We start from the raw sequence: 19,490 nt of genomic DNA, 5'->3' as shown, positions 1-19,490 counted from the left end.
CTCCTTTTCAAGGTGGTGCCAGGTCCGCCTTCTCTCAGTTTTCGTAAAATCTCATGTCCTTCCATACTTTCATAAGTGTGCCGCAGTCCCGTGCTTCGGTTCTGGTCACTCTGTCAAAAATGCGGATTTTGGAATCATATCCTGTATATTTTGGCCAGTTCTTCTGATCCGGTTCCCCTGTTTTTATAAACTGCACCCAGGAAGTGTGCATGGCCTCTATGAGTGCATCTATTATTTCCTCAGATTCCCGCTCAAAGATAAATCTGCTGAACGCAAAATCTTTGTCGGCAAACATACAGGGAAGTTCGTAAGCGTGAGAAGCTTTCATTCCGGTGGCCTTTCCAGATCTTGACACAAACTCATAATGGTACACCCATACATCCCCGTATTTTTTTTGAGCCTGTGCCACCTTCAGGGACGGCACACGAAATGCATAGTCTGTGGCAAAATTTATAAATGGTTCTAATTCGTTTGCCGGAATCTCTTCCGCACTGTTTAAGACGGCTTTTAACTCCTGATCTTTCACAGACGGCTGGTAATGGTGCATGATTTCCGGTACCGCCTGGGTATGTCCGTTTTTTTCAAACATTTCAGCGATCATGGACCAATTGTTTGGAAAACTGGTCTTTTCCGAATGCACGAACAAGGTTCCCTCATGTTTATTGGTGCCGATGATCAGCTTGATACCCTCTGCGCTTCCATTTCTCACAGCATCTATGGGCCGTACGGGAATCAAATCGTCCTGAATGGGTCCCGGCAGAAAAATACCGGGGTTTTTGTATTGATGTTTTTCCGCCACATAGGTATTGCCCTTTTGTAATTCATATGGGTCTGCTGTGCGCAGCTTCTGTAAATCCTCAACACGCCATCCCATGCCTTCTAAAAATAAATCAATGTTCTCTCTGGCCGTCTTATGTGTTGCTATGCAGTTTGGCAGTGGACTCTGGGCGATTGCCTGCGTGAACATCCCTATTACGGCCGGGATCGCCAGCATGTTTATCACAGAAGTGCCGCCTGCGGATTCTCCTGCGATCGTAACGCGGTCAGGGTCTCCTCCGAATGCTTTTATGTTTTCATGGATCCAGGTCATAGCAAGGATCTGATCCGAGATGCCGCAGTTGCTCTCAAAATCTTCACAGCCGGGATAAGTTGTAAAATCATAAAATCCCAGTACATTCAAACGGTACTGAAAAGAAACAAAGAGGATGCCTTTCTCCGCGAAAGAACCGCCATTGTAAAGAGGTACTGATGCCGAGCCGGTATTATATCCGCCGCCGTGTATCCACACAAAAACCGGCAGATTTTCGCCCTCCATGGGGCGCCGGATATTCAGAGTGAGGCAGTCTTCGCTGCCTTTTAATCTTCCATCCTCTAACTGGACTGCTTCTTTTCCGTACTTTCCGGCATCAAAAATCCCTTCCCAGGGAGCTGCCGGCTGTGCTCTTTTAAAACGCAGATCTCCAACCGGAGGTTTTGCAAAAGGGATGCCAAGATATTCTACCAGATTGTTTCTCAGATGGCCTCTTATCTTTCCGTTTGTTGTGTTTACCACGTATTTTTCCATTATGCTTTCCTCATAGTTTCCGCTTAGACAGTGCCACTTTTTTTCCTGCTGCAGTCAGGTCTTCCAGACCGCCTGCTGCCTCCTGCAAAACATGTGCCTTCAATCTCGGCCTGCAGTTTTCATCCGGTTCCTTAAAAAATCCAAAGTATACTTCTGCCTGACCGCCAATCTGATTTTTTTCAATCCCCTGTTTTTTCAGCATTCCTGTCTCCGTCAGCAGTCGAAAATTATAGATTGTCCGCACATAGGGAAGTTCCGCTGCAAGCCGCAGCAATTTTCTTGTGTATTCTGCCTGCTTGATTTCCAATTCCGGGTCCCCGCAGTCTGTAAAACCTGTCTCTGTCAGAATGACCTGTTTCTTGGCATCGCCGTATTTGCACATGACCCGGTATGCAGCATCGTTGTAATCCTTCCACAGACAGTCCGGCTCCTCAATATGTAAAAAAAGATCTGCATCCCTCTCCATCTGGTCGGTGCTCATCTGATACGGATGCCATGCTACAAGGTCAAAATAATCATCCGGGTCTTCAGACCAGAATTTCCCCGATTTAATACGGCTGTATATCTTATCAAGCGTCCATGCGATCCCATACATAGGCGGAAGGTAATCCGGCAAATCCCCGCCAAGCCAAGGTGTACTCAGAGCCGGCGAAAAGGAAACCACCTTGGCATCCGGGTTTGCTCTTCTAATGCCTTTTGCGGCAAAGTACATAAGATCAACAGCTATGTCCAGTTTTTCATCCGGGCTGTAGGGCCGTGACATATCGCTGTCAAGGAATCCGTCAGGCTGTAAAAATGCATTGATGTTCCATTCATTTCCCACCTCCCACTGAGATACCTGCGGAAACAGGGAGACCATGGTAAACCAGGACTGCTCCAGCATATCCAAAGTCTGGCGGTAAAGACTTCCTTCTGTCAAATCTCTGTTAGGTACAGCATGCCCGGTGCGCTGTCTACATCCCTTTGGCAGAAACCATTCGTGGCTCATTCCAGTAACTTCCAGATGTAATTCCTCTGCACGGTTTAAAAGTTTTGTATGTGCCAAAACAGCACCCTCATTTGGCGTTACCGGGTCCATAAGGATTTCCGTCAGGTGCATCCAGGAACGGTATGCTGTACAGCCTAAGGCTTTCACTAGATCCAGATATTCTGCGGCAGATACATAGGTATCCTGCTCACGCTGAATCAGCGGTTCTCCGATTCCGTAAAAATATTCTGATCTCATGCACTTCCTCCTAATCATGATGTGTCGGTTTTGTGTTTTGCTTTGATGTACTTATGATAGCAGGGGGCGAGAAGTTTATATACTGTTATTTTGTTGTTTTTATAATTATTTTGCACTGATATAAAATTGTAGAAATGTAGCAGCGGGCAGCAAGCCCCCTTTCGGATCAAGACTACAGTGTTTTCATTGTGGTCTGCATCCAAAAGAGGGCTTGTGAATTTTGCCGGTGATATTAAGTTGTAAAGGTATTGAATTACTCCCCCCCTTCATCTTTTTTGGGGGGCGAATCATATAGGTTGTTACTCTCATTTTGTTTGTCAATCCAATGATAACATACATCCTTTGGGGGAGTATGATCCAAGTTACATATGCATTCCGGTGGTATTATTCCGCTGCTCTACGAAATCAATAAATGAGCGAGATTCTATTTTTCCTCCAGAAATTCTGTGGGCTTATAGGATTCTCGATACTGTCTTGGTGTCATATTTTTTTTGGCTTTGAATATTTTACCAAAATAGCTCTGCGACGGGAAGTTGACATACTCAGCGATTCTGGGTATGGATTCTTCGGAATAGATCAAGAGATTGGCAGCACGTTCAATCCTCACATCATTCACATAGTCTTGAATACATATTCCTGCTTCTTTTTTAAAGAGACGCGACAAATAACTGCTGCTGATTCCCAGCTTGCCTGCAATATCATCCAGATAGATTTTCTCCCTGAAATGCTTTTTGACGTAATCTTTGCACTGTTCCGTATAACTGGAAGTATGGCGCCTGGTTTTCAGCTCTTGGACACGTTTTGTAAGTTCTTCTATGGCATGATTACGGTAGGCAAGAATCTGCATGATATCTTTGCACTCTGAACCTTTGTTTATGTAGTATCCGCTGAGACGATAAGCGGCATATGGCATCAGCCCACCCTCTATAGCCGCGCGGGCGCACAGGGTCACTCCGATAACCAGCATATTCCGCCAGTGGGTTAATTCACTGGCTCCCAACTTTCCAACTTCCGGATCCATTTCCTTGGACAGGCGGACTGCCTCCGCAACATTTCCCTCTCGCACCATATCCAGAAGTTTCCTCTCTTCCTGGTAGGAGTGGCGGTAAAAATCTTCTTCATCAGATTTTAAATTGAAGAGGATCTGCTCTTCGGCTTCCTGCTCTTTTGTGACTGAAATCAGATGATTGGCATTTAATAACTGCCGGTCGGTATATTCTGTGTCAGTTACTATTTTTGCAAGGATACAGACCAGATGGAGTATTTCTGTGACGGTAAACAGACGGAGGTTCTTTTCAACAGCTTCCGGTATTCCATATGTTCGGTAGAATTTATGTCTCTGGGTTTTATTGAAGAAAGTTGTGCACATAGGGCCTGCCAGATAGTATTTCTGCGATGTACGGATGCAGGCAAAGTAGGCCTGGTGATCATCTTTACAGATGTACGGAACTGTCTGGTTTTTTGCGTTTTCTATTAAATATGCTTGCAATTCTGCACAGTGATGTAAGGGGTTATGGGCAGAATTCTTTTGATATGAAACGATTTCAGTATCCTTTATAGCGAATATCCCTATGTTTTGGAGTTCTGACAAGTGTGTCAGTAAGTAGGTGGAGTATTCCGCTTGGCTTTTCTGCATAGTCTCAGGCCTTCCTGGGTGTTTTTAATAGATTATTTTGATCGCGTTTGGTATTTCATCTGATTTTTTTCTGCCGCCGCAATGTCTCCAGGAATGCGTGGCAGCCTTCTACAATATCAGAATAAGTTGCCTCGAAATTTCCTGTGTACCATGGGTCTGCAATGTCTCTTGGATTCGTAGAAAAGTCCAGAAGACGGCAGATTTTGTGTTCCGGATCTCCGCCTGTAATTCGATTCATATTGCGGATATTCCATTCATCCATACCTATGAGATAATCATATTTTGCGTAATCTGATCTTTTCATCTGCACCGCGTATTTGCCAGCTGTGGAAATACCCACTTCACGCAGTTTGTTTCGGGTTCCGTGGTGTACCGGGTTGCCGATTTCTTCTGTGCTGGTGGCAGCGGATGCGATGTGGAAATTGTCTTTTGGGTTTTCTTTTTGGACGATGTCTTTTAGGACAAATTCGGCCATGGGGGAACGGCAGATGTTGCCGTGGCAGATGAATAATATTTTTATCATGTTGCTATATCTCCTTATATCTTCGTTTTTCCTTGTATTTAAGGCATTTCTACAACTTCTCGTTTTCTAGTTGTTTATGTATCTTTTTATGACTTCTCATGTTTTGACAGTCAAAAGTTGTAAAATAAGTTGTAAAGCTGTACCTGTTTTACAATTTATTTTACAACTTACTGATTGCACACCGCTTTCATCTCTTTTGGATTATCCTCAAAGTAAGTCTTCAAGATTACACCTATATCCAAATGTCCCATAATTCTCTTGTGTACCAGGTGGCACTCTGTCCGGTTTTTCCAGGCGAATTATATACAGATATCGTTGCTTTCCACTAAAATCTTTATACTTAAATATATATCGTCCATCTTTTCTTTGTTTTGTCATGTTACGGTTATTACCTACTTATTTTCCTCCTACAAATGTCGATTTAATACGAGTTTCTCTTCCACTCCATTGGCATATGTATATAAAAGCCGCGTTCTGTCAAACACCGGATCTACATCGTGAATGATACTATGATGATTCGGGCACAAAATAATCTGATTGCTGGCATCATTATTTAAACTTCTTACAAAGTAATCAATGTGATGTGCCTCAGCTACATGAGAACCATATTCTTCTCCGATAAGCCTTCCACAAATCTGGCAACGATACCCATACAAGCGTTTTAGATTATCTCCAATTTTTTTGTTTAACTTCCGTATCTTAACAATCTGCTCTTTTTCCTTGCAACCAGCGGTATCATCTTTCATATCAAAATTAAACTGAGCTTCCATCGTTCGCTCCGATTGACCTGCAATAATATTACGCAATATTTCTATATCTTGAGAACCAATCGTCTCCAATACATAGGTATCATCATACTCTGTAGTATAGACAGCCAAATACTCTTTAAAATCTTCCGGAAGTGAAATATGCTTTTTGGATCCCTTCTCCTGCAGCTGCTTCATCTTGCTGATATAAGCATAACTTCTCTGAAAATAGCCACGAAGCGCCTGCGCCAGCTCACTATTCTGTGAATACCGAATCTGCACAATATCTGCATGCGGACCAAACTTCTTATCAATACGATTGTTATTTAACTTAGCTTTATATGACTTGCCATTAAGATAGAGCGTAATATCTTTTGATTCACCTCGCTGAATAAAACGATCGGCGACCTGTCGAAACATTACCTGATATTCGATCGGAATTGCAAAACCATAATTAAAGAGTGACCAGTCTACTTCTTTCTTGTAAACATACTCATCTGAAATATTCTTTATCACGCAAGCCACTCCTTCCCATTACACGCTCCTCCCAAACATCATATTCTTGTCACTAAATATTGTGGTTTAAATAAATTTCAATAATTATCAAGGGATGCTCGGCATATTCGGTAAACTTCAAACTGGATTAGCACGATGCTGGTCAGCAGTCGTCCAAAATCTATCTTTTAAGTTCTTTAACTGTTTATTCGTCATCTGTTTTCACCCTAATTTTCGTTCCAAAGTGTCAAATTAACACTTTAGAATGAATCTTTCGCACTTTGATAATCATTTTAATACTCAATCCTAAAATAATCCAGATACGCCTTATATTTATCCTGTGCTGTCAGGCAGGTATCTATCAGATATCCCTTCTCGTTACCCCATTCTTTCAGTCCTCGATAATAAAACAGTTTCAGATTATCCTCGATAATGAACGGAACGATATTATATTTCAGACATTCTTTAAACATAATTAGTCTCCCAACACGACCGTTACCATCCTGAAACGGATGAATTCTCTCAAACTTTACATGGAAATCTAGAAGCTCCTCAAAGGTCTTTTCTTCTTTCGCATTGTACTCTGTCAACAAAATTTTCATTTTATCGGCAACTTTTTCCGGAAGTGTAGTTTCCATACCGCCCACTTCATTTGGCAGTTTCTTATAATTTCCCACTGCAAACCAATCTTTTCTGGAATCGCTGGTTCCACTTTTCAGAATCAAATGCAGTTCCTTAATAAACTTTTCAGTCAACACGGATTTTGCATGATCAATGATCATATCAATACAACGGAAATGATTTGCTGTTTCAATCACATCGTCCACATTGAGAACTTCACCTTCCACACCAATGGTATTGGTTTCAAAAATATATCTGGTCTGGTCATGAGTCAGACGGCTGCCTTCCATATGATTTGAGTTATATGTTAAATCAATCTGAGTCTTATGGTAAATGCCGCCGGAGTATTTGCTTTCCTTCTGATCCTGCAAAATATCCAACAGAGTTGGCTGTTCTTTTCTCTTATTAGAACGTTCTGGTTTTCCTGCATTTTCAGGAATATTCCAAGTCTTGCCGGTAAGAAATGCTCCGTTCACACGTCCCTGAGCACAATAATTTCTTACACTTCGCTCCGAGATATTCCACTTCTTCGCTATCTCAGTAACTGAAAGATATCGCATCTAATTTCCTCCGTCTATTTGCAAACACTAATTTCACTTAACCTATTATTTATTATATCACGTTACCGGCAATAAATCTATTACATTTTAAATTTACTTTTATTTATTATTGCCGGTTTCGGAAATTTTATATTAACCTTAGCAAAAAACCGAACCCCACAATCAAGTGAAATCCGGTTCTTATTTTATCTGCATACGGTTTCCTTTAGCACAATTTCTTCCGCACGATTATGGATAACATTCATTTATCTTATCCATTTCCATTGATCTTTCGCTTTCAATTCCTCCGTCACACACTCTGCTTCTTGCATTTGTTTAACAAGCATCTCCAATCTTGCTCGTGTCTATTCGTTCTCATGAGCAAGATACTGCCAAACCAAAGAGCAAAAACAACAAATTCCAGCTTTGTAGAATTTTTCTTTATTCAGAAATCAACATTTTATACACAGCTTCATACTCTGCATATATTTAATTATTCACTTGCCAATATGCTACATTACTACTTTTATTTTTTCAATCAACTCCAAATCTGCAGGCAACCATTCCACACTATCCAATTCATCTTTTGAAAGCCATTTTGCAGCTTCATGCTCTTTTAAAACCAAATCGCCGGAAATAATTTCAGCCCAAAAACATTCCATTGATAGATGAAAAGTTGGATAATCATATTCAACACAATCCAATTTCTCTCCAACGGAAATCATTGTATCAAGTTCTTCCTGAATTTCTCTAATCAACGCACACTCTGAAGTTTCTCCAGCCTCTACCTTGCCTCCTGGAAACTCCCAGCCATCTTTAAATTCACCGTAGCCTCGCTGGGTTGCAAATATTTTGTTATTATTTCGTATGATTGCCGCAACTACTTTTACTGTTTTCATGCTTTCTTCCTTTCGGTATATACCTTTTAGCAAATTATATATTGATAAATATCTTCCCGCACAGGGGTATCCAACACCCATTCAATTTCAACGGCTGTTTTTGTCGTATTAGGCATACAAAATTCTTCTACCTTTCCAGATGCAGTCATTCGTCCAAGATAATAAAACTCCTTGGAAATTTTATCATCCTTGTTCTTTCGTACAAATAACTGAACATCTATTCCTCTTTCCCTGGCATGTAGAAAATTTTGAACATCTTCTGACTCTAGTGACCTTCCTGATTTTGAAATGGCAATTAAAGTATTTGCATTCACAAAATGATCCTCATACTTTGTCGTATCACTAATATTATCAGATTTGTCATAATTAATAAACACCGGGAAAGTTTTTGTTTTTTTATCGTATTTGTATCCTCCGATATTCAAAGGCACCTCACTAGTTTCCCAATTGAGAAGACGACACGCATCCTCGTAAGTATATTTTTGATATAAAACAAAATCCGTATCCTGATATCTCTTGCTGAAATTTGCATTATATCTAGATATACCAAATTCTACCAGTTCTTTTATAATTGCATAAAATTCCTGATTTTTCAGCATTTCATCAAAACCTTTGGAAATCCCATACTCATTTCCCTCTTGCTCAATTAAAATACAAGAATCGTACGTCTTCTTTCCAGAACCAGATGGAAATTCATTGGTCATAACATTCACGATATTTGTTTGAGCATTTTCATTCAACACAATATCGTAATTTTCTTGAAGACTTTTTTTCAGTACACTTAAAATTCCATGCTGATATGTCAATAAACGATTCAGCATTTCAAGTTCATGGATTCGCTTACCGGAAGCCAATTTCTTAGAAATAAACTCAACAACCTTTTCTTCTTTCTCAGACAAACGGACTGTATATTCTTTTTCATATTTTACAAGAAATTTGTAATATGATCCAAGACTGCTATTATCGAAAATACGACATACATCCATCTCTCCATATTCATCAAAATCCTTTAGTTTGGGGATTCTCCCCAGTTTAAATTTTAAATTAGTGTAATTTTCTTTAATCAGCTTTATATCGCTGAAGTTCGCAGCGTCGATAGCCGTGAAAATACGATTACGACTAATCTCATCAAAATGTATTGTCGATATACCCGGAATCACACGATCACCTTCCATAACATATCGTCGAATATTATCTTTGTTATAACTTCGATCACCCGAAAGTGCAATAGGAATCAGGAAATTCTTTTTGTAATTTCCGATAAAGTCCAGGATAACAACAAATTTTTTATTTTCGTCTTTTCTGAGCCCTCGTCCTAATTGCTGTACAAAAACAATGGCTGATTGTGTAGGCCGCAGCATAATAACCTGATTCACTTCCGGAATATCAACACCCTCAGAAAAAATATCAACTGTAAAAATGTAGTCCAGATAATCTATTTCCATCATTTTATCTTTTGGAACATCCATTACCAAGCGCTCAATAACCTCTTCTCTTCTGGTGTCATTGTCCTCTCCGGTCAACGCTACTGTCCGATATCCTCGCTCATTAAATTTTTGAGATAACTTCCTTGCCTCTTCTTTTCTACTGCAAAAAATCAGACCTTTTACACGGTCCCCACTATAACCATAATATTTTGCTTGTTCAATTACATAATTTACTCTATCATCACTTGTCAGACGATTAAAATTACGAAGTCCCTCTGCCTGATCATCATCTCCGATAATTTCTCCATCTACGCTCAAATCAGTGATGCCAAAATAATGAAATGGACAAAGCAGGTCTTCTTCCAATGCCTGCTGCAATCGTATTTCATATGCTATATTATGATCAAATATTTCATAAACATCAAAACGATTCGTTTCCGGACTCGCTGTCATTCCTAACCAAAAATTCGGTTGAAAATAATTCATAATCTTTTGATAACTGTCTGCACCGGAGTGATGTGCCTCGTCCAGACAGATTACAGAAAATGTATCCGGAGCAAACGTTCTTAAAATATTATCTTTGCTCATCATTTGCATAGTTGCAAATATTAGTTCAGCTCCCTTTATATTCTCTATATCTTTGGAAGTATTCCCAGAAAGAAGTGCATATTTATAGATTGATCCATCTGCACGTTTACTGCCAAAAACCCTCTTATAACTAACTAAAGCCTGTTTTGCAATCTGCTCTCTATGTACTAGAAACAAAATCTTTTCCGGGTTCATTTCACGCAATGCAAAGGCCGAAGCAAAAGTCTTACCAGTTCCCGTAGCCGAAATCAAAAGTGCCTTTTGCTCCTGCTTCTTAATTAATTCCTTTACATTTTTTACAAATGCAACCTGCATAGTATTTGGCTGCAGTTTATTTTGTTCAAAAGATACCGGATCTCTTTCTCCTGCTATTTTTTTCTGTTTCTTTATCAATTCATATCTTACACGATAATTTTCAATGAAATCCTCATAAACCAAACTATGTTTATCATCCCACAAGGCTTGAAATTCTCTTAAAATATCACTGACAACCTCTCCAGATTTATACCCGACAAGTTTTGTATTCCACTCACGATTTACCTTCAAAGCGCCAGCAGTCATATTAGCACTTCCAACAATTATTCGATATATTTCTTCATTTTTGAAGATATAGCCCTTCGTATGAAATCCATCTTTATCTTCATTGGTACAATACATTTTCAGCTCTATATTTGTCAGAGAGTTTAGTTTATCCAACGCTGCTGGATCATTAAATACCAAATAGTCTGTCGTAAGAATTTTCCCTCTAATGCCTTTTCTCTCTAATGCTTGAAACGTCTGCAATAAAGGAGTAATTCCACCCAAAGTAATAAAAGCAACACAGATACAAAACTCTTCACAGTTCAAAAGTTCCTGTTCAATAGATGAAATAACTCGTTTGCCTTGTCTAGAGTCATTTGACACAAACTCTGGACGATATACCAGATTTGATGCAGACAATCCATCTACAAATGCTGTTTCAAAACCAGAACGTAACTCTAATAATTTTTCTTGTTCCATCTAACCCATCCTTATGCTTAAATTTCACTTACCCTATAAGCTTTTATCCCATACATTATTATATTTTTCTATCCCAACAATGCGAAATAACTATCCAATCTGTCATTTGCATATTTGGGGATTCTATTCTTCATCGAATCCAGATTATATTTTACATGAAATTCATCAGAATATTGTCATAAGAGAAACTACCTTTCTCCAAACACCCAATTTCTTCCACAAAATTATTTAACTTTTAATTCCGTATACTTTTCCTTACTTCCAAACGCCTTTTCCACTGGATATTTCTCATTATTCAATTTCACTTTTTCACGAACAATCTCATCCAAATCCAGCCCGCAGGCATCTGCCATGAGAATACAGTAATTTACTACATCAGCAAGTTCTTCTCTTATCTTATTAAGCTTATTTTCGCACACCACATCTTCTGCACTCCACTGGAACACCTCCAATAATTCAGCAGCTTCCAGACTGATCGAAATCGCCAGATCCTTAGGATTATGGAATTGCTTCCAATCTCTGTCATCCCGGAATTTTAACACTTCGTTTATCGTATCCTGCGTCATTTTGCCATACCCCTTTTCAAATTATACTGTATCTACATACTGTGAAATATATTTTCGTAATTCCTGGTCACATACATATAAATAAGAGCCTCGGATTCCTCTGGTCATAAGAACATAATATATGTGCTGTATGTATTCCTTAAGCTCCTCATATTCTACAGTCTTTTTACCATTTTGATCATAATAGTTTTGTGGCCGGATTATGATACTTTTACTAACCGGATCATAGCCGATTTCTTCGCCAAAAATGATAAAGGCATAATTCAGATCATAACCTTGTGTTGAGTGAATACACCCCACCTCGTTAATCGCTTCGCTTGAATGAACCCATCCCTCTGTACAATGGTTCCATTGTTTCTTTATACCCTGAATTTCAATATCATAAACTGTTTTGTCATTCTTGCTGATCCATTCCCAGGCATATCCTGCTGCCATTCTTACAAGCTGTACTTCTTCCTCCTTTTGGTACATCAGTTGATTAAATGCCTTAAAATCCGTCATCAGTTTAAATTCATACTTATCAAATGTTTTCTTTTCTCTGACATTGCCTGATAAAATATTTTTTACATATGCAATATAATCATTGCCGCCATTTACCCGCATCTGTGTCAATAAATTATAGTAGGATATCATACGCTTCGCCTGTTCGATTTCCATCTTCTTATGAAATCTTCTCACATCGATTCCGGATGGGCCGACTACCTGCATTTCATCATAGAAAAGTACCGGGCATTTGCATTGATGTAAGATCCAATCTAATTCATCACTTTCAATTGTCAATCCGATTTTTTCACAGTTTTTCTTGAAAGCGCCCATATATGAAATATTTTTATACTGATGCAGTCGGTGCGCTTCATCTACAAGCAAAATATCATAAAACTGTTTAGTCACATCCGATGGCGATAATACATCTGATGATCTAAGACCGTAAATGCTCTTGAAAATCCCTTTCAGTGTCTTTCTGAGAGATGTCTGCGGAACAACAAAGCCAATCTTTTTATCCTTAAACTCTTCACTGTCCCGTAAATATTTAAGTAAAAAGATAGCAACGATCGTCTTTCCGCTTCCCGGCCAGCCGTTTACTACAATAGTCTGCTTCCCATCTTGCTTTAAGGAACCGATTATCTCTTCTACAGCGGTTCTTTGATCACCGTTTAGTTCCTTATATGGTGAATATTTAAACAGATCAGAATTCTCCAGTTCTTCCAGAGAATGCTTTACTATTTTTTCACGCTGTAATCTTCTCCAAAGGACCTGAAACTTTTCATCATACTCTTTTTTTCCATAATATTCTTTTTCAGCCATTCCGGCATTTTTGTTGCGAACCTCATAAAGTTCATCTGCTGTGATATACTGAATAAGTTTTGACTCATAATCAAATGTAACTGACTGATTAAATTTTGAGGAATAAATAAAATGCACCTTGTCAAAAATTCTCTTATCTAAAGAATTATGGTGCTGAGACATACGATTTTTTACATGATTAGACTCTCCAATATAGGCTTGCTTTCCATTGTCCAGTATATAGAGCATCGGCCAATTTGACAGATAAACTTCCTCTCCGTATATCTGATTTTTAAAGTCGCCTTCTGTAATTTTAAACATGTTGATCTTCCTTCATATAATGATCCATTTTCTGATCGTCTCTTGATTTACGGTCAACCTTTATACCGTCCGACACGTCTTTCGTAAACCATTATGTTAATTTGCGTTTTTCTAAGGTTAAATTATCCGGTTTCTCGTCTATTCCACCACTATATTTAATAATTTTCTATACAGTCAAACAATGTCCGCGATCTCGTCTGATTTACATTCCGGAATCTCACATACCCTACCCAACACTCCCACGCGAACATCTTCATCTTCCCATGATTCACTAGCACATTGGTATGAATTTTTGCAGTTATGATCAACTCCATTACCAACTTTTTACGTTCTTCATGTATTTTCCATAATTTATTGTAATCTACAGGGATTGGTCCCCCCTATTTTTTGTATGACCAGCAAGTCATTATTTGTATTTTAACATCTTGTTCACTTGTACACAATCGAATAATTCTAAATTGCAATCTTCATTGGCAGCCCTTTCCCTTAATCATTATGCCCCTAAAAATCTTATTTTGCATTTCTGATTCCCGGAATACCTTTTGCAGCGCTATCAGTATTACCATATATCATACTGGCTCTGATACAAAAGCACCATGCCTTTCCATATAACGGTTTTTCAAAAACATTTTCACTATAACGATTAGCATTCCTATGCTTTAAATAAAATCTATTATCCCCTTATGTTCACCTTCACAGTAAATCCAGAATCTACGCAAAACTTACCGGTACCATTCTTGGCGTAACCCACTAAGTCCTTTCGGAATCAAAAAAGCTCCCTGCATTTTACTGCTGCTGCTTTACTTCCGGCAAAGATTTTACCTCTTTAGGGTTCCCGTTTCCCATCATAAACGTCAGTATCTAACTGAAGACTATCGATTTTTTCAGCATATTTTAAAAAATCAATGGCCGGTACAGTTGCTATATCCTGCAATTTTTTCAATAGATTTAAAAGCAAATAGACCAATGATTTCTCTGCTTCGCAGTAATGAATCTTCGGTTTGATAGATTCCTTGTATTCAGTAACAAAAGTGTTGTTGTCAATTACAAAAGTATTATTGGAAATTGAACAAACAAAATCTAACCGTTCCTCTTTTTCTCTCTCATTAATGTACTTCACAACATTATCTTCAATTGGTGCTCTCCAATCGCTTTTCGTTGTTAAAATTCCGGCAAGGATCTCATGTAAGATCTTGGGCGGGTACTGTCCTCCTGCATGCTTTATTGGTGCAGAAGTTCGTGACAAAGCTCGAACACTTTTGGCTTTTTTACCCGCGTATTCAATCCTGTCTTTATTCAAATTCTGTTTCACTTCAAACACTGCGTAAACACTTTCAGCTGGAATTAATTTTCCATCACCATGTTTAAAAACCAGATAGGAATACTGTGCATCGTAAATAACCAAATCTATTTGATCACTTTGTTTTCCTGTGGAATCTATGATAATAGCCTTATCAACTTGATATCTCTGCGGAAGATATTCTCTAAACCACTCAATCCAGTTTAATTCTGTATCGTCTCCTTTTGTCCCAGGATGTACAAATGCTTCTGCACCTGTGTTTAATTTCTGGATCATTTCTTTTTGCATGTTCTCATACAACTTTGACAAATCTATTTCCGGCATTTTTCTTCTTTTCCTTCCCCTTGATTTTGTGATATGATCCATCCATCTGCTGTAAACTTTCGATAAAACTATGCGGTCCAATTGCATTAAGAAATATACTGCTGCCGTCTTATAGGAATCATTTATTAGCTGGATGTATCATAAGGAGTTTCCTCCCAGGCATGATGTACTACGGAATTGTCATATTCCAATGACAAAATTTTACCACAAGTGACAAATGATTGCTACAGAACATCTGCAATAATTTTCCCATCCCCTACCACTCCTATGCAAATATAAAAGCGATCATAATATCAGGCTCACCCCCAATACCATGACCGCTAGATAGCCATACCTGATTTTGTTTTTACCCCCCCCCCATTTACATCCTTCTTAATACAAATGCAGTAACCTAACCGCACTTTTGGCAGCTTTATATGTGAAATTTTCCAGCTCTCTTGCTGCATTTTTTAATTCTTTTCTTATCTCTATCTGCTGCGGACAGTGTTTTTCGCATTTTCCACACGCAACACACTGGGAAGCGCTGGAAAAATTCTTACGAAATGCCGTACATCTCAAATAATCCATCCTGGCAGCGCTTTTCCCCTCTGTGTAAACAGCATTATAGCAAAGAAATGTTCCGGGAATATCCACGCCTTTGGGACAGGGCATACAATAACCGCAGCCTGTGCAGCCCACCTTTACACTTTTGTTAATCTCTTCTTTTACCTGTTCTATCAATTCCTCTTCTTCTGATGTCAAACTGCCTGCAGGACTTTCTGATGCTGTCCGAACATTTTCTTTCACCATCTCAATGGAATTCATTCCCGAAAGAACACAGGTCACTTCCGGCTGATCAAACAGCCACTTGAAGGCCAGACCGGCCGGGGTGATTCCCTTCCCCTGCTGCCTGATAAGCTGCTTTGCAGAATCAGGCAAAAGATTTACCAGACGTCCTCCCCGCAGGGGCTCCATTATAATAACAGGCATTCCCTTGGCATGGGCATACTGTAACCCCTCCCTGCCTGCCTGAGAATTTTCATCCAGATAATTATACTGGATCTGACAAAAATCCCAGTTGTAGACATCGATCAGTTGTTTAAACATCTCTGTATTTCCGTGATAAGAAAAACCAATATTCCGAATGGTACCGTCTGCCAATTTTTCTTTGATCCAGTCCGGGATTCCCATCTTGACCAGCTTATCCCAGGTAGAAATATCTGTCAGCATATGCATTAGATAATAATCCACATAGTCTGTTTTAAGCCTCTTTAGCTCCTCCTGAAACGTCTTCTCCACACCGTTTATGGATTTTATCATATAATGAGGCAGTTTTGTGGCAATATTTACTTTGGAACGGCAGTGATTCCGGTACAGTATTTCCCCCAAAGCTGCTTCACTTCCAGGGTAGATATAGGCTGTGTCCAGATAGTTCACTCCTGAGGCAATTGCCTCCATCACTTCCTTTTCCGCCTTATCCAGATCAATACTGCTGCCCTTTCTGGTAAATCGCATACATCCAAAACCCAGGGCAGAGATTTTGTTTCCTTTTTTGTCTTCTCTATATTCCATTATTCCTCCCTCACTGCCAACCAAAAATCCATCGCCTGCCTTACAAAACACACGCCACTGCTTTCTAAAGCCCACTCTTCTCTCTTATCTTTACCCTGTCATGGCCTTTCAGCCATACGTTCCAAGACATGCATCTCCCAATGGATCAAACTATTCTTGTCAGCATTTCATGATATTGCTCAGCAATGTTCAATGCATGGTCACCAATGCGTTCAAAGTCTGTCAGCAATTCAGAAAAGAAAATACTGGCATCTGCCACACATTCGTTTTTCCCAATTCGCTCCATCTGCTGCCTCAGATTTTCATTTCGGATATCATCTATTTTCTGCTCGTCACGTGAAGTTTTCTCCAGCATGGTTTTTATATCTGAGATCTGATCTCCTGCAACATCTTCCAGGATCTGAAGACTCATACCTTTCATGATCACGATTTCCTGTTTTGCCTTATCTGAAAAAACAACCCCCATTTTTTTCATGCTTGCTGCATATCCCAGAATATTCATAGCATGGTCACCGATCCGTTCCAGGTTTCCCAGAATCTTATAGTATCCACTGATCTTAACAGAATCTTCCGCTGCCATCTCGTGGTGCATCACTGACACGATATAGCGGGATACTTCTGCATTCAGATAATCAATATACTCCTCTTTCTGTTCCAGCACCTCTTTACTTTGTACTGTATCGTGAAAAACCGCATCAAAACTTCCCGCAACCGTTTCACAGACAATTTTCCGCATCCGCTCTATTTCCAGATTGATCTGTGTCAGGACCACGGCTCCCTGCCCCATGGGGTAATGCCTTTCAAACGGCTGTATATATTCCAAGTGGAATACTTCTTCCTGCTCACTTTGTTTATCCGGAAGAATCTGTTCTGCAAGACGTGCCATATAGGTACCAAACGGCAGCAAAAGCAGCGTGGTGACAATATTAAATACGGTATGGACATTGGCGATCTGGGCTACCGGATTTCCCGGGGTAAGATGTTCCATGAGAACAGTAAACGGTGTTAAGAGACAGATTACCGTAAATATGATTGTACCGATTATATTGAACATCAGATGGATCACGGTTGTCCGCTTTGCATTCACTTTTGTACCAATAGACGCTAAAACAGCTGTAATACAGGTTCCGATATTTTGTCCAAACAAAATGTAAACCGCACTGGAAAGAGGGATCATACCTGTGCCTGCCAGGGCCTGTAAAATGCCCACAGATGCTGATGAAGACTGTATGACAGCGGTAAAAGCAGCGCCGATCAAAATACCTACCAGCGGGTTACTGAATGTAGTCATAAAGTGGATAAAAGTTTCTGAATTCTGAAGCGGCACCATGGCAGCACCCATCATATCCATGCCAATAAAGAGCACACCCAGACCCGCAAAGATCTCACTGATATGCTTAACTTTTTCATTTTTGACGAATAGAATAGCCGCAACCCCCAGAAAGGCGATCAACGGAGCAATGGCACCGATATCCAGTGCGATGAGCTGCCCGGTGATCGTTGTACCGATATTGGCGCCCATGATGACCCATACCGCCTGGTTCAGGGTCATGAGGCCGGAATTTACAAAACCAACCACCATAACAGTGGTAGCGGAGGAAGATTGAATTACTGCCGTTATGGCAGCTCCGGCAAAGACTCCTTTGATCCGGTTGGAAGTCAGCTTTTCAAGAATCTGTTTCATTTTGTTTCCTGCAGCCGTCTCTAACCCATTGCTCATCATCTGCATGCCATACAAAAACAACGCAAGACCACCAAGTAATTTTAAAATATCAGTTATTTCCATTTTTATTCTCCCATTTCTGTCATTTTACTTATTCTGTAACTTGTGCGTATCGGAAAGATACGTGAGTTTACAGAGGACGTTTTTTTCCGTCCGACTTATGGGTGATATTCAGTTTGACACAAAACTGATTGGGCAGCGAAGCGTAAAACAGGAACAACAAAAAAATGCCTCCGCCGAGCACAATGGAAAAAATGTGCAGAGACATATTAAGATTGGAAAGCCAATGAAAGGGCGTCTGTCTTCCCCTGAATTGTTTTAAAACCTGTTGAAAGAGCACTCTGAAAGACGGTACAAAATTATGTACTGTCTGCTCATCTATGTCAGATCCATCTGGCTGAATCATTTGTTTATCTTCATGATCAGCCACATGGGAACCATAACGGTTTCCTTCCACCTGGACATTAGAAAAAACAGCCAGTCCTGTACCTGCCAGCATAAAAAGGGCTGCTGCTAAAATAATAACTTGATATGTAAATTTATTCATGATAATAAAATGTTTTCTCCTAGGCAAAACAAAAAACAGAAAATCTACTCTCTGCTTTTCAAAACTTGCTATTATACCAAATCTCCTTAAATAATGATAATTAGTACAGCGTTGCATAAGTTCCAGTGATATAGCACCCGCTATTTACGCCAGTGCCGGGTTGCCGAAGCTAGTCGTAGGAACCGCTACGCCGTCGCTTCGGCGCCTTGCGCTGACGAAAATATCAGGCACTCTATCACCGAAACTTACGCAATGCTGTACTAGCAGACTTGTGAAACGCTCTCTGAAGGCCATTAGTTTTTTCTCAGTTGTCACGGAATATATAAAACAGCCGGTAAGATCATCTGAGAATATAATACGATATAGTGAATGCGCATGTCCCGTCTGACATACTATCCTACCAGTTTGTTAAGAAATCCTCTCATAAACCATATCCGGTTATCATCTTCTGAGATTAACCATATTATAGACGGTCAGCTTGGCAAAGTCAATTTTTACAAGTGTTTTCCCTCCAACTTTTCGACACGAGCTCCTTTATTATAAGAAAAGTACCGGTCCATCTCAAAAAAGTCAGCGGATCCACAACACCTTAGCCCTTGCTTCCCCCATCCT

At 39.7% G+C, this 19,490-nt stretch carries 16 protein-coding genes; all 16 read right to left on the bottom strand.

Going from position 1 to position 19,490, the window contains the following annotated elements:
• Window positions 1–34: 34 nt before the first annotated feature.
• The 16 genes from C6P39_RS22240 to C6P39_RS22170 all read right to left on the bottom strand — a co-directional run bounded on the left by C6P39_RS22240 (window position 35) and on the right by C6P39_RS22170 (window position 18,878).
• Window positions 35–1,564 (bottom strand): carboxylesterase/lipase family protein, encoded by a 1,530-nt coding sequence (locus C6P39_RS22240; RefSeq protein ID WP_104805234.1) that lies wholly within the window; start codon window positions 1,562–1,564, stop codon window positions 35–37.
• Between the two features lie 10 nt (window positions 1,565–1,574).
• Entirely contained in the window at window positions 1,575–2,789 is a 1,215-nt protein-coding gene (locus C6P39_RS22235; protein WP_104805233.1) for a hypothetical protein, read from the bottom strand.
• Window positions 2,790–3,213: 424 nt separating this feature from the next.
• Complete coding sequence (locus C6P39_RS22230; RefSeq protein ID WP_104805232.1) at window positions 3,214–4,425, bottom strand: helix-turn-helix transcriptional regulator; 1,212 nt, start codon at window positions 4,423–4,425, stop codon at window positions 3,214–3,216.
• 55 nt (window positions 4,426–4,480) lie between these two features.
• Window positions 4,481–4,948 carry a low molecular weight protein-tyrosine-phosphatase gene (locus tag C6P39_RS22225; protein WP_104805231.1) on the bottom strand — a complete coding sequence of 156 codons (468 nt, stop codon included), beginning with the start codon at window positions 4,946–4,948 and terminating at the stop codon, window positions 4,481–4,483.
• Window positions 4,949–5,155: 207 nt separating this feature from the next.
• Window positions 5,156–5,326: an integrase DNA-binding domain-containing protein gene (locus tag C6P39_RS28785; protein ID WP_104805230.1), complete on the bottom strand. Its 171-nt coding sequence runs from the start codon at window positions 5,324–5,326 to the stop codon at window positions 5,156–5,158.
• 29 nt (window positions 5,327–5,355) lie between these two features.
• On the bottom strand, window positions 5,356–6,210 hold the full coding sequence (locus C6P39_RS22215) for an HNH endonuclease signature motif containing protein (protein ID WP_242987108.1): 855 nt from the start codon (window positions 6,208–6,210) through the stop codon (window positions 5,356–5,358).
• Window positions 6,211–6,482: 272 nt separating this feature from the next.
• Window positions 6,483–7,370 carry a Fic family protein gene (locus C6P39_RS22210; RefSeq protein WP_104805229.1) on the bottom strand — a complete coding sequence of 296 codons (888 nt, stop codon included), beginning with the start codon at window positions 7,368–7,370 and terminating at the stop codon, window positions 6,483–6,485.
• Window positions 7,371–7,615: 245 nt separating this feature from the next.
• Window positions 7,616–7,696, bottom strand: coding sequence for a hypothetical protein (locus C6P39_RS28780; protein ID WP_158661713.1), 81 nt, complete (start codon window positions 7,694–7,696; stop codon window positions 7,616–7,618).
• 165 nt (window positions 7,697–7,861) lie between these two features.
• Complete coding sequence (locus C6P39_RS22205; RefSeq protein WP_104805228.1) at window positions 7,862–8,248, bottom strand: (deoxy)nucleoside triphosphate pyrophosphohydrolase; 387 nt, start codon at window positions 8,246–8,248, stop codon at window positions 7,862–7,864.
• A 26-nt stretch (window positions 8,249–8,274) separates the two neighbouring features.
• Window positions 8,275–11,262 (bottom strand): DEAD/DEAH box helicase, encoded by a 2,988-nt coding sequence (locus C6P39_RS22200; RefSeq protein ID WP_104805227.1) that lies wholly within the window; start codon window positions 11,260–11,262, stop codon window positions 8,275–8,277.
• Between the two features lie 224 nt (window positions 11,263–11,486).
• Window positions 11,487–11,828, bottom strand: coding sequence for a nucleotide pyrophosphohydrolase (locus C6P39_RS22195; protein WP_104805226.1), 342 nt, complete (start codon window positions 11,826–11,828; stop codon window positions 11,487–11,489).
• Between the two features lie 21 nt (window positions 11,829–11,849).
• Window positions 11,850–13,433 carry a DNA/RNA helicase domain-containing protein gene (locus tag C6P39_RS22190; RefSeq protein WP_104805225.1) on the bottom strand — a complete coding sequence of 528 codons (1,584 nt, stop codon included), beginning with the start codon at window positions 13,431–13,433 and terminating at the stop codon, window positions 11,850–11,852.
• A gap of 826 nt (window positions 13,434–14,259) precedes the next feature.
• Complete coding sequence (locus C6P39_RS22185) at window positions 14,260–15,099, bottom strand: DUF6602 domain-containing protein (protein ID WP_158661668.1); 840 nt, start codon at window positions 15,097–15,099, stop codon at window positions 14,260–14,262.
• A gap of 330 nt (window positions 15,100–15,429) precedes the next feature.
• Entirely contained in the window at window positions 15,430–16,608 is a 1,179-nt protein-coding gene (locus tag C6P39_RS22180) for an aldo/keto reductase (RefSeq protein WP_104805223.1), read from the bottom strand.
• 145 nt (window positions 16,609–16,753) lie between these two features.
• A complete protein-coding gene (locus tag C6P39_RS22175) occupies window positions 16,754–18,394 on the bottom strand; it encodes a Na/Pi cotransporter family protein (protein ID WP_104805222.1) in 1,641 nt (546 codons plus the stop codon).
• 67 nt (window positions 18,395–18,461) lie between these two features.
• Entirely contained in the window at window positions 18,462–18,878 is a 417-nt protein-coding gene (locus C6P39_RS22170; protein ID WP_104805221.1) for a hypothetical protein, read from the bottom strand.
• Between the last annotated feature and the right edge of the window lie 612 nt (window positions 18,879–19,490).

The organism is Blautia marasmi, assembly GCF_900258535.1.
GTDB lineage: Bacteria > Bacillota > Clostridia > Lachnospirales > Lachnospiraceae > Blautia > Blautia hominis.
The sequence above is the reverse complement of the archived record's forward strand: the minus strand, read 5'-3'. Positions and strand labels throughout refer to the sequence as shown.